This is a genomic window from Flavobacterium sp. (assembly GCF_041392085.1).
Classification (GTDB): Bacteria; Bacteroidota; Bacteroidia; order Flavobacteriales; family Flavobacteriaceae; genus Flavobacterium.
Map to the genome: position 1 here is coordinate 14,153 of NZ_JAWKMW010000009.1, position 16,723 is coordinate 30,875.

Sequence of the window (16,723 nt, forward strand, 5' to 3'; positions counted from 1 at the left end):
AGTCAATAAACGTTTAAACAATTCTCACACTCTTATCATATTATCCCAAAATTCCTTACTTTCGCAAATTGATTTTTTAGAACGAGAAAACATGAGTACAAAATTTGCAGAATACAAAGGACTTGATTTGCCCACAGTGGCTTCGGAAGTGCTAAAGTATTGGAAGGAAAATCAGATTTTTGAACAAAGTGTCACTAGCCGTGAAGGGCAACCACCGTATGTGTTTTTTGAAGGTCCGCCTTCGGCCAATGGTTTGCCGGGAATTCATCACGTGATGGCTCGTGCGATTAAAGATATTTTTTGCCGTTATAAAACCCAAAAAGGCTTTCAAGTAAAACGAAAAGCGGGTTGGGATACCCACGGTTTGCCGGTAGAATTGGGTACCGAAAAAGAATTAGGCATTACCAAAGAAGACATCGGCACCAAAATTACCGTTGCCGAATACAACGAAGCCTGTAAACGCACCGTGATGCGGTATACCGATGTGTGGAACGACCTCACCGAGAAAATGGGCTATTGGGTAGACATGAAAGACCCGTATGTGACCTATAAATCGAAATACATGGAGTCGGTTTGGTGGTTATTAAAGCAGATTTACGACAAAGATTTGTTGTACAAAGGCTACACCATTCAACCGTATTCGCCCAAAGCGGGAACTGGTTTGTCTTCGCACGAAGTAAACCAACCCGGAAGTTATAGAGATGTGACCGATACCACCGTTGTGGCTCAATTCAAAACCAAACCGGAAACCTTACCGAGCTTTTTACAAGGATTTGGCGACATTCATATTTTAGCTTGGACGACTACCCCTTGGACATTGCCCAGTAATACGGCGTTGACCGTTGGACCAAAGATTGATTATGTGTTAGTGAAAACGTTTAATCAATATACGTTTGAGCCGATAAGTGTAGTGTTGGCGAAGAATTTAGTGGGTAAACAATTGGGCGGAAAGTTCGCTTTAGCCGAGAGCGAAGCTGATTTTACGAACTATAAAGCAGAAGATAAAAAGATACCTTATCAAATCTTAACCGAATGCAAAGGAGCAGATTTAGTGGGCATTCGTTACGAACAATTGTTGCCTTGGATTTTACCGTATCAAAACCCTGAAAATGCGTTTCGTGTGATTTCAGGTGATTTTGTGACGACGGAAGACGGTACCGGAATCGTACATACGGCTCCCACTTTTGGTGCAGATGATGCGAAAGTGGCGAAAGAAGCTACGCCTGAAGTACCGCCGATGTTGGTGTTGGATGCCGCCGGAAATCCGGTTCCATTGGTGGATTTACAAGGGAAATTTATTCAAGGATTGGGTGATTTTTCCGGCAAATATGTGAAAAATGAATATTACAACGAAGGTGAAGCTCCGGAACGATCTGCGGATGTAGAACTTGCCATCTTGTTGAAAGAAGAAAATAAAGCCTTCAAAGTAGAGAAATACGTGCACAGTTATCCGCATTGTTGGCGAACGGATAAGCCGATTTTGTATTATCCGTTGGATTCGTGGTTCATCAAAGTAACGGAAATCAAAGACCGTATGTTTGATTTGAACGACACCATCAACTGGAAACCTAAAGCTACTGGAGAAGGTCGTTTTGGCAACTGGTTGAAAAACGCTAACGATTGGAATTTATCTCGTTCCAGATACTGGGGAATTCCGTTACCCATTTGGCGTACAGAAGATAAATCGGAAGAGGTAATCATGGGTTCGGTAGAAGAATTGTACAAGGCCATTGAACAATCCATTGCGGCCGGTTTCCAAAAAGATAATCCGTTTAAAGGATTTGAAATTGGCAACATGAGCGAGGAGAACTATGACTTAGTGGATTTACACAAGAATGTAGTGGATGAAATTGTATTGGTTTCGCCTTCCGGAAAACCGATGAAACGCGAAACCGATTTGATTGACGTTTGGTTTGACAGTGGAGCGATGCCGTATGCTCAATGGCATTATCCGTTTGAGAACAAGCATTTAATTGACAATAACGAAGCATTTCCGGCTGATTTTATTGCAGAAGGAGTGGATCAAACCCGTGGTTGGTTTTATACCTTACATGCCATCGGAACGTTAGTTTTTGATACAATTGCGTATAAAAATGTCGTTTCCAACGGTTTGGTATTGGATAAAAATGGGCAAAAAATGTCGAAGCGTTTGGGTAATGCGATTGACCCGTTTAAAACGTTGGCTGATTACGGTCCGGATGCCACGCGATGGTACATGATTGCCAATGCGAATCCGTGGGATAATTTAAAGTTTGATATAGAAGGGGTTGCCGAAGTGCGACGTAAGTTTTTCGGCACCTTATATAATACCTATTCGTTCTTTTCGTTGTATGCGAATATTGACGGATTTACGTATAAAGAAGCAGAAATTCCTCTAACGGAAAGACCGGAAATTGACCGTTGGATTTTATCGGAATTGCAAACGTTGGTGCAGTTGGTAGATGAAAGTTATGCCGATTATGAACCAACCAGAGCCGCGAGAGCGATTTCTGATTTTGTTCAGGAGAATTTGAGTAATTGGTATGTTCGTTTGTGCCGAAGAAGATTTTGGAAAGGCGAATACGGAACAGATAAAATAGCGGCCTATCAAACGTTGTACACGTGTTTAATCACGGTGGCTAAATTGTCGGCTCCTATTGCACCGTTTTACATGGACAGACTTTACCGAGATTTAACACAAGCCACACATTCAGAAAATTTTGACAGTGTACATTTGGCCGATTTTCCGAAATATGTTGAAAAATATGTTGATAAATCGCTGGAGAGTAAAATGTTGAAAGCACAGACGGTTTCGTCACTGGTTTTATCGCTTCGCAAGAAGGAGATGATTAAGGTACGTCAACCGTTGCAAAAGGTTATGATTCCTATACTTGACGACCAACAGCGTGTTGAAATTGAAGCGGTTTCTGACCTGATAAAAGCGGAAGTAAACGTAAAAGAAGTGGTGTTGTTAGACGATGCTTCGGGGGTGTTGGTGAAGCAAATAAAACCGAATTTCAAGGCCCTAGGCCCTCGTTTTGGAAAAGATATGGGATTGATTGCCAAAGAGATACAAAACTTTAGTCAGGAACAAATCAATGAATTAGACCGCAACGGCAGTTACACGCTTGTTATTTCGGGAAATTCAATAACTTTAACACAAGATGAGGTGGAGATTTCTTCACAAGACATCCCGGGTTGGTTGGTAGCTAATGCAAACGGAATTACAGTAGCCTTAGACATCACTATTACAGATGAATTGCGAAAAGAAGGCATTGCAAGAGAGTTAGTCAATCGTATTCAAAACCTTAGAAAGGACAGTGGTTTTGAAGTTACTGATAAAATAAAAGTTCAATTGTTGAGAAATGGTAGTTTAGAAGAAGCCGTTTTAGCCAATGAAACGTATATTAAGTCGGAAACATTAACGGAAACCTTGGTTTTTGAAGAGGATATAAAAAATGGTACAGAAATTGAGTTTGATGATATAAAAACAATAATAATAATTTCAAAATAGATTAGATTATGACAGATGAAGTAGTACGTTACTCAGAAGCCGATTTGGCGGAGTTCAAAGAAATTATCTTAAAAAAAATTGAGAAAGCACAGAATGATTTGGAGCTCATCAAGAGTGCCTATATGAATGATTTGAATAATGGAACAGATGATACTTCTCCTACTTTCAAAGCTTTTGAAGAAGGTTCTGAAACCATGAGTAAAGAAGCAAATTCTCAATTGGCCATTCGCCAAGAAAAATTTATCCGCGATTTAAAAAATGCTCTTTTCAGAGTAGAAAATAAAACGTATGGTGTTTGTAAAGTGACGGGTAAATTAATCTCGAAAGATCGCTTAAAATTGGTACCGCATGCTACTATGAGTATAGAGGCGAAGAATATGCAACGATAAGAAATTCGTAGTTGCCAATGGAAATAATTTTTAGAGAATAACAAATAATAGAAAAAGAGATAACTTTCGGGTTATCTCTTTTATTATTTCACCACTAATTTTAGAATTAAAAATTCACTATACTCATTAGCTCTAATGAGTGATTTGCACCATAGTTGTATTGAATAATTTTGTTGGTTCCTACAGCAATCAAGTGTGAATCTAAAGCAATAACATCGGTAACGTCGTCTTCATAGGTGTTTTCTAGAGATAAATCTGCTGCATTTGTTGCGTCAAATACATTTAAATTACCATTGGCACAAACGTAAAGAACATTGTTTTTGATACCCAAACCATAGGGTTGTGTCAATAAATAAGTTGAAATCAAAGTTGGATTTTCTATTGTTGTAATGTCAATAACATTTACTTGGTCCTCAATTGAACCACATGTAGAACCACCCCTAACAGTAATATACGCTTTATTACCATCTACCACTACCGGGTCACAAGCCGTTGCATGTGAAAAACTAGATAAAAAATACGGATTAAATTCATCCTCAGCATTCACAATATACATTCCGTTTGTTGAACCTATAAAAAGAAACTCTTTTTGCTTAAACAAAGTTTCAAATTGTCCACCTCCCAACCACTCACTCATATACACCGTTTTGTCGTAATAAGTTTGGCTAGGATTGGTAATATTGAAGACTTTTAAATTAAACGATTCAACGGTATACAAAGCGTTGTTGTTGATTTGGAATTTGGCATAGGAACCACCCGTTCCAACATTTCCTCCGCTAGCACTTTCAAAGCTTGCAAGAGCATCGTCAGCCCAATTCGCATATTCCTCAGAAGGTCTTTCCCTAGTTTCAATTGTAAATCCAACCATGATTTCACCTTCGGAAGGATAAATGTCATAGGCATAAAATTCAGCATCACTAGGAAAAGTAGGGTAGAAGGAAATTACATTCTCAGTCACACGAACAACTTCTATATTATTGATGTTGCTAATATCAAAAACCACTAAGTCCACAAAGTTATCCGCATACAAATAGTTTCCCTTTACCGCAATATCATGCACTCCTTCTAGGTTGATAAAAGCCATATTTTTGGGATTAGCCGGGTTAGAATTGTCAAAAATGTGGATGCCGGATTCTTGAGCAATATAAAACAATAGGTTTTCTGCAATATAAATTTTGCCCTCGGAATTAGTTTCTTGAGCAGAAGTAACCGAAATGGAATTTCGTAATGTTTCTAATGATTTGATTACGGGAACCGCAAATTTTGCAGTTTCCGTGGAACGGTCATCTTCTTGATTACAACTTGCAAAAAAGCCAACAAACAAGCACAAGCAAAGTAATTTTATTGTTTTCATTATCAGTTAGGTTAGGTTAAACAAATGTACAAATTGTTGTATGTAGTTGAGACGTAAAATCTAAAAAAGGTTGCGTAAAATGCTAAAAATTTTTTAAAGTTTTGCCTTCTGTTTTTATAAATCGGCATTTGTTTGAGATAATTGTTATTTTTGCACGATAAAATTGTCAGCATGTCTTTAAAGAAAGCTTATTTGATTGTCTTTATCATCTTGTTAGTTGATCAACTTTCCAAAATATACATTAAAACTAACTTTGTTCTAGGAGAAGAAATTAAAGTTTTTGATTGGTTCAGAATTCACTTTATCGAAAACGAAGGCATGGCTTGGGGAACCAAAATACCCGGTGATTACGGAAAATTGTTTTTAACGTTATTTCGCATAGTGGCCGTTTTTGGGATTGGGTATTGGCTTTGGGATAGCGTCAAAAAACACAGTTCAAACTACCTGATTGTTGCGGTTGCTTTGATTTTAGCCGGAGCATTTGGGAACATTATCGATAGTGTTTTTTATGGTGTGATTTTTAACGATAGTCATCACGCAGCTTCTACATTATTCTCTGATAATCCTTATGGGACTTGGTTTCATGGTAAAGTGGTAGATATGCTTTATTTTCCCATTTGGAAAGGAACTTTGCCTGAATGGCTCCCTGTTGTAGGTGGAAACTACTTTACTTTCTTTAATGCCATTTTTAATATTGCCGACATGGCTATTTCTACCGGTGTGGGTATTTTGATTGTATTCAACAAAAAGGCATTTGGTACAGATAAAAAAGAAGAATCAACTGAGGAAGTTGCTGCTTAATCAAACGAATATATTTCATTTGGTGTAATGCAGTAATTCAATTGGATATCCGATTCAAAAGCGTCTTCAATTTTTTTTTCCGGTTCAAAAAAAGACAATCCGATTTTAAGGGTTTTGGGATGACATTCCTTTAAAAATCGGTCATAAAATCCTTTTCCGTAACCCACCCGATGGCCTTTTTCATCAAACGCCAATAGCGGAATAAACACTACTTCTATTTTATTTACCGGCACTTCCAATCCGTTAACGGGTTCCGGAATATTGTATTCGTTTTTTTTGATTTTGGTGTTGTCGGTTAACAGGAAATGAGTCATGGTTCCGGTTGTAAAATCACTTTTGGAAAGGACAATTTCTTTGTCTTTTCCAGCGAGAATTTGCAGGATGAATTCGGTATCAATTTCTTTTTGTTCGGTTATGGAAAGAAAAAGATGGTAATAGGTTTTATCCCAAATGTTCAACCGAAGCAATTGGTTGGCAATGGCTAAGCTTTTTTCTTCTATCTCTTCCGACGTAAGTGTGGCTCTTAAGGATTTATACTTTACCCGAAGTTCTTTTTTATGCATATACCGAAGCGTTCAATTCGGCTATAAAAGTAATTAAATGTTCGGGTTCTACGTGGTTCATCACGACAATTTTATACCACTTGTTATCGTTCAGGTGCGATTGAGGGACGAGACGAAAACGTTGAGCCATTGCGTTGGAAATGTATTTTGCTTCGATGGTCACAATATTCATAAATGGTTCTCGGAAATAACGAATGTTCAATTGGTCAAGTTCGCGACAGAGAAAATCGGTACGCAATTGTAGCGTGCTTACTTTTTCAAACCAACCGTGCGGACCGTAAGTTGACAAAATCATCCATACCGCAATGGCGTTTGCTCCGGAACGACTACCACAAAGGGTAACATCCATCCCTTCCACATATTCTGCTTCTTTGGTGAGTACATGATGGATGAGGTTTTTTCGGCAAATAAAAATACCGGTTCCATATGGAGCTTGTAGCATTTTGTGAGCATCAATAGTTATTGAACTGATGTCTGGATTCGTGAAATTGATAAGCGAATTTTGATTGCTAAACGGATAAACAAACCCACCGTAAGCTCCATCTATGTGTAATTTAAACGATAGGTTTAACTCGTTCAAAACGGCTATGTAATCATTTGGGTTATCAACCGAACCAAACATAGTAGTTCCCATATTTGAGATAACAATAAAGTGTCTTTTACCTTTTTCTTTTGCCAGTAAAAGAATCAATTTTAATGCTTTTTTATCCACTTGACGGGTTGAAAAATCAACGGGTATTTTGAGCCAATCTACTTGTAAAAGGTTAGCCCCTTTCGGGATGGAATAATGTGTATCTTCTGATGAAACAATAGCAATTTCCTTTAAAGAAGCTTGGTGTTCTTGAAGGAAATAATTGCGGTACATCCATAAGGCTTGAATGTTAGCTTCTGTTCCCCCGGGGGAAATATATCCGTCAAAAGCATTGGGTTTTGATTTAAAAACATCAATTGCTAACGCGTTAAGTACCTCTTTTTCCAATTGTTGTGTGCCACTAAACACATTTTCGGATTGACCTAAGGTGTGACAACCAATATGATTGGGGTTGGCCACAAAAGTTTGCAGTGTTGGAGCTTCTTTCAAAAACGGAGCATTGTCGTAAAACACTTTTCCATCCAGTTTGGAAGCCGGAAATCCCAACGAAATATCTTTAGAAAAGTTTACGTTTTCTTCCAAAGCCGAATTAACTCGGTTTATCCGTTCCTGATGTGAATATTTTTTCCAATACGTCATAATAAAATTATTTTGGACAAAACTAAAAGTATTATACTAAAGGAAATATGATAAATGTTAGTTCATCCTCTATTGTTTGCTCTTCATTTTACTAATATATTTGTACGATGCAGACCACATCTTTAGAACTTCAACTTCAAACACTTCCCGACAGTCCGGGAGTGTATCAATATTTTGATAAAGAGGGCAAAATTCTCTACGTAGGAAAAGCAAAGAATTTAAAAAAAAGAGTAGCTTCTTATTTTACCAAATCGCATGACAATTATAAAACAGCGGTTTTAGTGAAGAAAATTGTGGAAATTCGTCACATCGTGGTTTCATCGGAACAAGATGCACTATTGTTGGAGAATAATTTGATTAAGAAACTACAACCTCGCTATAACATCAACTTAAAAGACGACAAGACTTATCCGTGGATTTGTATCAAAAAAGAACCGTTTTCCCGCATTTTTCCCACTCGAAAAATGATTAAAGACGGATCAGAGTATTATGGTCCTTACACCAATTTTAAAACGGTAAATACGTTGTTGGAGATGATTAAAGAATTGTATCCACTGCGAACATGTAATTACGATTTAAGTGAGCAAAATATCCGCAATCATAAATACAAAGTATGCTTAGAATACCACATTGGTAATTGCAAGGGACCTTGTGAAGGATTGGAATCGTTGGAAAATTATCAAAAGCAAGTGGATACCATCCGTGAAATTTTAAAAGGAAATTTTAAAGACAGTTTAAAAGAATTCAAGTATAAAATGAATGATTTTGCCTCTGCTATGCAATTTGAAGAAGCTCAAAAAATCAAAGAAAAAATAGAAGTTTTAGAAAATTACCAAGCTAAATCCACGATTCTCAACCCAAAAATATCCAATATTGATGTGTTTTCAATTGTATCTGATGAGTCGATGGCGTATGTTAATTTCCTTCAAATTGCTCATGGAGCAATTATTCGTTCGTATACCTTGGAGATGAAAAAAAAGTTGGACGAAACTGACGAGGAGCTATTGGAATTGGCCGTTGTAGAGCTTCGCGAACGATTTCATTTGACTTCCAAAGAACTCATTTTACCTTTTGAATTGGATTTTGGTGATAAAATCAAAGTTACCGTCCCGCAATTGGGCGACAAAAAACAAATTTTAGAACTTTCGCAACGCAACGCCAAGTACCACCGTTTGGAGCAATTGAAACAAATTCAAATTGTTGACCCGGATAGGCATACAAACCGAATTATGGCTCAAATGCAAAAAGATTTACGCCTTTCGGTAGAGCCTCGTCACATCGAATGTTTTGACAATTCCAATATTCAAGGGACTAATCCTGTTGCTGCCTGCGTTGTGTTTAAAAATGGAAAAGCTAGCAAAAAAGATTACCGTCATTTTAATATCAAAACAGTGGAAGGACCTAATGACTTTGCCTCCATGGAGGAAGTAGTGTACCGTCGTTACAAACGTTTATTGGAGGAAAAACAACCTTTGCCACAATTGATTGTTATAGACGGAGGTAAAGGTCAACTTTCTTCTGCCCTGAAAAGTTTAGATGATTTAGGATTACGTGGGAAAGTGGCTATTATTGGAATTGCCAAGCGATTGGAAGAATTGTTTTATCCGGGTGATTCTGTGCCATTGTACTTAGATAAAAAATCGGAAACACTGAAAATTATTCAGCAGTTGCGTAACGAAGCTCATCGGTTTGGCATTACACATCATCGTGATAAGCGGAGTAAATCTGCTTTGCAAACATCACTCGAAACCATTCCTGGTATTGGAGAAAAAACGACGATAACGTTGCTAAAACATTTCAAAAGTGTTAAAAGATTGTCTTTAGCCACCGAAAGTGAAATTTCTGAAGTAGTAGGTATGTCAAAAGCAAAAAAAATTCACGAATTTTACAGAACATTTATAAAATAATTTTTTTGAAGCGAATTTTTTTCAGCTTTTTGGCTTACGTTTTTCCGTCTTTGCTTATGTCTAAACTTTTTGTTAAGCGGATAAAGGCTCAATCCGGGCCAATAAAGTTTTGTCTATTATTTTTAGCTCTGTATATTTTCCCATTCGGCATTTACGCTCAAGATTCCATTCCGAAGAAGCCTAAAATCGGATTGGTTTTAAGTGGTGGTGGAGCCAAAGGATTAGCTCACATAGGTGTTCTTAAAGTCATTGAAGAAGCCGGTATAAAAATAGATTATATTGGCGGAACCAGTATGGGAGCAATAATAGGGGGTTTATATGCATCAGGTTATACTGCAACTCAATTGGATAGTATTTTTAACAATACCGATTACGACGCTGTGATTCAAGATTTTATTCCTCGCTCATCTAAAAATTTTTATGAGAAAGCAAATGATGAAAGGTATGCTTTCGCGTTACCCTTTGACAAATTTAAAATTGGAATTCCAACTGCACTCTCTAAGGGGCTGTACAATTACAACATGATGACTCGCTTAACAGCAAATGTTCGTCATGAGCGGGATTTTAGAAAATTACCCATTCCTTTTTTATGTATCGCTACAGATATTGAAACCGGTCAAGAAGTGTTGTTGAACCAAGGTTTTTTGGCTCAATCTGTTTTAGCGAGTGGAGCTTTCCCTTCACTTTATTCACCGTTAGTTATTGATGGGAAGTATTTAATTGATGGTGGAGTTGTCAATAACTATCCTTTAGATGAAGTAAAAAAGATGGGGGCTGATATCATCATTGGTGTAGATGTTCAAGATGATTTAAAAAACCGCGAATCACTAAAAGACGCCACTCGTATATTGGTTCAGATTTCGAATTTGCAAATGATTCAAAAAATGCAAGAAAAGAAAAAAAGGACAGATGTTTACATTCGTCCAAAAGTTGAAGGATTTTCTGTAATTTCTTTCGACAAAGGGAGTAAAATTATTGATGCCGGAGAAGAAGCTGCTCGAGAAGTATTAGCAGAGCTCGATAAACTAAGCACTTCTTTTAAAAAGAAAAAAACAGTAATTCCTTTAACAGATAGAGATAGTTTATATATTTCTGCTATTTCACATACGCAATTAGAAAATTACACCCGAGCATATATTGTGGGGAAATTAAGGTTCAGGGCAGGCAAAAAAATAAGCTATTCAGATTTAAAACAGGGAATAGAAAATTTGAATGCCACACAAAATTTTGGATCAATTAATTACACTTTGGAAAATGATGATGCAGAAGGTGATAGGGTTCATTTAAATTTAACTGAAAATCCCTATAAAGCTTTTTTAAAATTAGGGTTGCATTACGATGGGTTGTTTAAAAGTGGAATATTAGTGAATTTTACACATAAGAAAATATTGTTCAAAAACGATATTATTTCTACTGATATAGTGTTGGGTGATAACTTTAGGTATTATTTGGATTATTATGTTGATAATGGCTTTTATTGGAGTTTCGGAATCAAATCAAAATTTACTACTTTCAATCGAAATGTCACCACCGATTTTAGTCAAGGGGTATTATTTACGTCGGAAGATGTGAATTCTATCAATGTTGATTTTTCAAGTTTTACGAATCAGGTATATGTACAAACAATTTTTATTCAAAAGTTTTTGATTGGGGGCGGGTTGGAACATCAACATCTCAAACTAAAATCAGAAACCTTAAACACAGGTGATCCGGTTATAGAAAACAGTGATTATTTGAGTGCTTTTGGGTATTTGAAGTATGACTCCTTTGACAATAAATATTTTCCCAAAAGAGGTTGGTATTTTAATGGTGATATACAATCGTTTTTTTATTCTACGGATTACACAAACACGTATAACAATTTTTCAATTTTAAAAGCAGAAGCCGGTATTGCTCAAAAATTGTTTAACCGAACGACACTTAATCTTCAAACCGAAGGAGGTTTAACCATTGGAGAACAAACGGTTCCCTTTTTTAATTTTGTTTTTGGGGGATATGGATTTTATCCTATCAACAACTTTAAACCGTTTTATGGCTATGATTTTTTAAGTTTTGCCGGGAATAGTTATGTTAAAGCACTGTTTCAGTTGGATTATGAAATTTTTAAAAAGAACCATTTGAACTTCTCTGCCAACTTTGCAAATGCCGGCGATAAAATATTTGAATCGGATGAATGGCTCACAAAACCCTCTTATACAGGTTATGGGTTTGGATATGGTTTAGAAACTATTTTTGGCCCGGTAGAAATAAAACACAGTTGGTCTCCCGAAACAAAAGATCACCATACGTGGTTTAGTGTAGGTTTTTGGTTTTAATTGTGTTGTATTCAAATTTTTACGATATTTGTATAGTATTTTTATAAAACTTTAAAATGTATATAATTCTTGGTTTTTTAGTCGCTTTTGGTCTTGGTATTATAGTGGGTGTAAACATCAAAAAAAATCAAAACTAAATTCAAACAACTTGTAGAATGAATGCTTTTTGGCCTGGATTATTAGATTACCTTCAATTCCTTATCAAACGGAATCCCGAATGATTTGGGTTAATTAGCCAACATGGCAATTTGTCAATGTGACAATTCATAGAATGTTTAATCTAAATTCAAAAAAATGCCATTTTATCATAAATTAGGAGAAATTCCTCCCAAACGGCATACACAATTCCGAAAACCGAACGGCGAGCTTTATTATGAGCAACTCTTTGGTACTGTTGGTTTTGATGGAATGTATTCCAACATGTATCACGTTCATCGACCAACGCAAGTAAAAGAAATTCGCAAACAATATTCGGTGGCACCATCCATCGCCAAATCAAATAATATGCAATCCTATAAATTGCACGGTTTTGATGTTACTCCCGAAAAAGACTATTTAGAAAGCCGTAAAATTGTATTGACCAACTCAGATTGTCACATCACATTGGCAGCACCTCAAAACAAAACACAGGATTATTTCTATAAAAATACTGATTCGGACGAAATGATTTTTATCCATAAAGGAAGTGGAAAACTTCGTACCCTTTTAGGAAATATCGACTTTAAATATGGTGATTATTTGTTGATTCCACGTGGAATTATTTATAAAATCGACTTTGATACCGAAGATAATCGTTTGTTTATTGTAGAATCCAGAAGACCAATTTATACACCAAAACGGTATCGAAATTGGTTCGGTCAGTTATTAGAACATTCACCCTTTTGCGAACGCGACTTACGTCGTCCAACAGAATTAGAAACGCATGACGAAATAGGAGATTTCATCATCAAAGTGAAGAAAAAAGATGAAATCATCGAAATGGTATATGCTTCTCATCCTTTTGATGTGGTGGGTTATGATGGCTATAATTATCCGTATGCGTTTTCCATTCACGATTTTGAACCGATAACCGGACGAATTCATCAACCACCTCCGGTTCATCAAACCTTTGAAACCGATGCGTTTGTGGTTTGTTCGTTCGTCCCGAGATTATATGATTATCATCCGCTTTCTATTCCTGCACCTTATAATCACAGCAACATTGATAGCGATGAAGTATTGTATTATGTAGATGGTGATTTTATGAGTCGAAACGACATAAAACCCGGTAATATTTCGTTGCATCCTGCGGGAATTCCGCATGGTCCGCACCCGGGTGCTTATGAACGTAGTATCGGAAAAACAGAAACAAAAGAGTTGGCCGTAATGGTTGACACCTTTAAACCATTGATGGTAACAGATGAAGCAATGAAAGTTGCTGATGATAAGTATTACCAGTCGTGGTTGTAATTGTTTAATAAATTAAAAGAAAAATCATGTCACAAGAAATAAAATCAGTAGAATACGGATTAGAAAAAATATTTGAAGGAGCACAAGATTTCCTTCCCTTAATGGGAACCGATTATGTAGAGTTTTATGTTGGGAATGCCAAACAAGCCGCTCACTTTTATAAAACGGCTTTTGGTTTTCAATCATTAGCCTATGCCGGATTAGAAACCGGAGTAAAAGACCGAGCTTCGTATGTGTTAAAGCAAGACAAAATTCGATTGGTATTAACCACCGCCTTAAAAAGTGATTCGCCAATTGGGGAACACGTAAAAAAACATGGCGATGGAGTAAAAATCGTGGCTTTGTGGGTAGAAGACGCTCGTAAATCGTTTGAAGAAACGACTAAACGCGGTGCAAAAGTTTTCATGGAACCTACGGTTGAAACGGATGAATATGGCGAAGTGGTTCGTGCAGGAATTTATACGTACGGCGAAACCGTTCATCTATTCGTAGAACGCAAAAATTACGAAGGGACTTTTTTACCGGGTTATAAAGAATGGAAATCGGATTACAACCCTACATCAGTTGGTCTAAAATACATCGATCACATGGTGGGTAATGTGGGTTGGAATGAAATGAATACGTGGGTAAAATGGTATGAAGATGTCATGGGATTTGTGAATTTCTTATCGTTTGATGACAAGCAAATTACCACCGAATATTCTGCTTTGATGAGTAAAGTAATGAGCAACGGAAACGGAAGAATTAAATTCCCCATCAACGAACCGGCCGAAGGGAAGAAAAAGTCGCAAATTGAAGAATACTTAGATTTTTATGAAGGTCCGGGTGTGCAGCATATTGCGGTTGCCACCGATGATATCATTTCCACCGTAGCTGAAATGCGAAAAAGAGGAGTAGAGTTTTTGAGCACCCCACCGCAAGCGTATTACGATGCCATTCCGGAACGTTTAAAAGACCATATGTCGAAATTTAAAGAAGACATCAACGAACTTCAAAAATTGGGCATAATGATTGATGCGGATGAAGAAGGCTATTTGTTGCAGATTTTTACCAAACCGGTAGAAGACCGACCAACGCTTTTCTTTGAGATCATTCAACGTATGGGTGCCAGAGGTTTTGGAGCCGGTAATTTCAAAGCTTTGTTTGAAAGTATTGAGCGAGAACAAGCCTTACGAGGAACATTATAGACGCTTTTGTAAATTTAAAATCCGCTAAGCCTTATTCAATGTGTATAAAACTTAGCGGATTTCTATTTTATTACGATAACAAGAAGTTTTTTGTACAAAAAAATTAATCAAGCAGGCTTAAAATTACGAATAGTGAAATTTTACACCTTCTTTAGATGTGTTTTTTGTTGAATATGTGTTAAAGTCAAAAAACAACTAACAATTTAGCAACCAACTAATTACCTTTGCACTCGCAAAAAAGGAGGAGTGGTTACCTTCTTTAAGAAGTATAAATTTTCATAATTTATAGTTTTTTTGGTTAGTTAATTAGCATACAGCCCAATTGGAAATAGTTGGGCTTTGTGTTTTTATAATGTTTCGTTTGGGCAATCTGCCAATTGGTCGATACGCCAATTTGTTGGGAACGAAATACGTTTAAAAAAGATAACAATACTACTTCCTGCTACAAAAAGTATTCAACAAACAATTTTGATTATTTTTTCACAAATTTAACTGTAAAACTTTCAAAGTTAGGTGAGTCAATTCTGCCCAAATAAAGACCTGTTGTAAGGTTTGAAACATCCAATTGATTATTGATAATTTCACCACGATAAATTTCTCTTCCATTTATGTCAAACAGTCTAATTGAATTTGCAATACCGTCTTCTAAATGAAAATTCAAAAAATCGGTAGTTGGGTTCGGGTAAATTGTGTTGCGTTGATTGTTTTGTGCGAGGCTTAAGTTTTCACTTAATGCATTTCCAAATTTAACTACTGTAAATCTATTTTGAATAACCGTGTAAATTTTTTCCTCAGAGTCTAAAACAATCGCCATCGGTTCAGTGCCTTGAATGTTATACATAGTTGTCCATTCAAACCCGTTTTCAGCAGAATAAGCATAAATAAATGTTTCTGAGGGAGCACCTCCATTGTTATTAGAATTCCCAATAAAATAATAATTATCGTTCTCAGAAACAGTGACATCATACACCCAATTATTACTTTGTGATAAAAGCTGTTCGTTTTGATATAAAACTGAACCATCTGTTGGAGAAACTTTTGCTACATATAATTTGTTCTCTCCACCAGTAGACCAATTTGTTCCGGAGATAATTAATTCACCGGAACTTAACGATTTTAACCTTCCTGAAGTAGCTGGAACTTGAATATCGTAAGTTTGAGAAAAAATTACATTACCATTAGTATCGTATTTTGTTAATCCAATGTATGGAATGGAGCCTACATAAGTTTGTGTAAGAGAATATGTATTGCCTGAATTGTCTAACAAAACATCTGTTGCCCACGTTTGGTAGCTGTTTTGACTGTTTCCTGACCAAATCAAATTGCCATCCGAATTCCAAACGGCATATTGGTTATTGTAACCTGAGATCAACGTATTTCCAGCTAAGACAATTTTTCCATTTTTATAATTCATGCCATGAATACCGTGAACGTTACCAAAGCTTTTTACCCGTTCCCAAATTAACTCTCCATCACTGCTAAGTTTGAACAAGATAAATCCTGCTTGTGATGATGTATTTGAAATACCCGCAGTGCCAACATACAAGTTGTCAAACTCATCAATTATGCCCATGTTTCGTTTACGGATTCCCATTATATCTCCTGAATTAAATGTCCCTGGAATTGTTAAATTATAAAGTAATTCGCCTGAAGGAGAATATTTTAATACTTTTATTGCATTAGGAATTTCATTTTGAAGTGAGAAAATAAATTGATAACCCACTACGATAATGTTATTACTGCTGTCCGTTCCGGTCCAGGTTGCACGATGTGAGTTGTTTGGTAATGTCGTTGAAATAGAATCCTTCCAAATTAAGTTTCCTTCGGAGTCCATTTTTTGAGTGTAAATATAATTAGCATACCCGGCTTGATTGAGCCCATTTCCTACTGAAATTATTTTATCCGCAGAATCTACTACAATCATTTTCCCTAAAACAAGATAATTTGGGTAGACATTTTCCCATAATAAATTTTGAGAAAAAGAACTTTGAAAGAATAAAATAGTTGCGAATAAGTAAAAGTATTTCATTGTTT

General features: G+C 36.4%; 11 protein-coding genes. 7 read left to right on the plus strand and 4 right to left on the minus strand.

What is annotated here, in order from left to right; translation table 11 throughout:
- Nucleotides 1-91 precede the first annotated feature (91 nt).
- Both ileS and R2782_RS08820 read left to right on the plus strand, forming a co-directional pair.
- Nucleotides 92-3,493, plus strand: a complete 3,402-nt coding sequence (gene ileS / locus R2782_RS08815; protein ID WP_371267867.1) for an isoleucine--tRNA ligase — start codon at nucleotides 92-94, stop codon at nucleotides 3,491-3,493.
- 8 nt (nucleotides 3,494-3,501) lie between these two features.
- Nucleotides 3,502-3,882 carry a TraR/DksA family transcriptional regulator gene (locus R2782_RS08820; protein ID WP_371267868.1) on the plus strand — a complete coding sequence of 127 codons (381 nt, stop codon included), beginning with the start codon at nucleotides 3,502-3,504 and terminating at the stop codon, nucleotides 3,880-3,882.
- A 106-nt stretch (nucleotides 3,883-3,988) separates the two neighbouring features.
- Here the strand turns inward: R2782_RS08820 and R2782_RS08825 are convergent, their stop codons facing one another.
- A complete protein-coding gene (locus R2782_RS08825) occupies nucleotides 3,989-5,236 on the minus strand; it encodes an LVIVD repeat-containing protein (RefSeq protein WP_371267869.1) in 1,248 nt (415 codons plus the stop codon).
- 171 nt (nucleotides 5,237-5,407) lie between these two features.
- Here R2782_RS08825 and R2782_RS08830 point away from each other — a divergent pair, with 171 nt between their 5' ends.
- Nucleotides 5,408-6,037: a lipoprotein signal peptidase gene (locus R2782_RS08830; protein WP_371267870.1), complete on the plus strand. Its 630-nt coding sequence runs from the start codon at nucleotides 5,408-5,410 to the stop codon at nucleotides 6,035-6,037.
- On the opposite strand, the gene R2782_RS08835 is transcribed toward R2782_RS08830, so the two are convergent.
- Nucleotides 6,034-6,600 carry a 5-formyltetrahydrofolate cyclo-ligase gene (locus tag R2782_RS08835; RefSeq protein ID WP_371267871.1) on the minus strand — a complete coding sequence of 189 codons (567 nt, stop codon included), beginning with the start codon at nucleotides 6,598-6,600 and terminating at the stop codon, nucleotides 6,034-6,036. The two genes, R2782_RS08830 and R2782_RS08835, sit on opposite strands and share 4 nt — an antisense overlap.
- Entirely contained in the window at nucleotides 6,593-7,831 is a 1,239-nt protein-coding gene (locus R2782_RS08840) for an aspartate aminotransferase family protein (RefSeq protein WP_371267872.1), read from the minus strand. The genes R2782_RS08835 and R2782_RS08840 overlap by 8 nt, the downstream gene beginning before the upstream one ends.
- Nucleotides 7,832-7,938: 107 nt before the next feature.
- Here R2782_RS08840 and uvrC point away from each other — a divergent pair, with 107 nt between their 5' ends.
- The 4 genes from uvrC (at nucleotide 7,939) to hppD (ending at nucleotide 14,689) form a co-directional block, all read left to right on the plus strand.
- Nucleotides 7,939-9,738: an excinuclease ABC subunit UvrC gene (gene uvrC, locus R2782_RS08845; protein ID WP_371267873.1), complete on the plus strand. Its 1,800-nt coding sequence runs from the start codon at nucleotides 7,939-7,941 to the stop codon at nucleotides 9,736-9,738.
- A 5-nt stretch (nucleotides 9,739-9,743) separates the two neighbouring features.
- Nucleotides 9,744-12,053, plus strand: coding sequence for a patatin-like phospholipase family protein (locus R2782_RS08850; RefSeq protein WP_371267874.1), 2,310 nt, complete (start codon nucleotides 9,744-9,746; stop codon nucleotides 12,051-12,053).
- Nucleotides 12,054-12,347: 294 nt separating this feature from the next.
- Nucleotides 12,348-13,502, plus strand: a complete 1,155-nt coding sequence (locus R2782_RS08855) for a homogentisate 1,2-dioxygenase (protein WP_371267875.1) — start codon at nucleotides 12,348-12,350, stop codon at nucleotides 13,500-13,502.
- 26 nt (nucleotides 13,503-13,528) lie between these two features.
- Nucleotides 13,529-14,689 carry a 4-hydroxyphenylpyruvate dioxygenase gene (gene hppD, locus R2782_RS08860; RefSeq protein ID WP_371267876.1) on the plus strand — a complete coding sequence of 387 codons (1,161 nt, stop codon included), beginning with the start codon at nucleotides 13,529-13,531 and terminating at the stop codon, nucleotides 14,687-14,689.
- Nucleotides 14,690-15,161: 472 nt separating this feature from the next.
- Here hppD and R2782_RS08865 read toward each other — a convergent pair whose 3' ends face one another.
- Complete coding sequence (locus R2782_RS08865; protein WP_371267877.1) at nucleotides 15,162-16,718, minus strand: T9SS type A sorting domain-containing protein; 1,557 nt, start codon at nucleotides 16,716-16,718, stop codon at nucleotides 15,162-15,164.
- Between the last annotated feature and the right edge of the window lie 5 nt (nucleotides 16,719-16,723).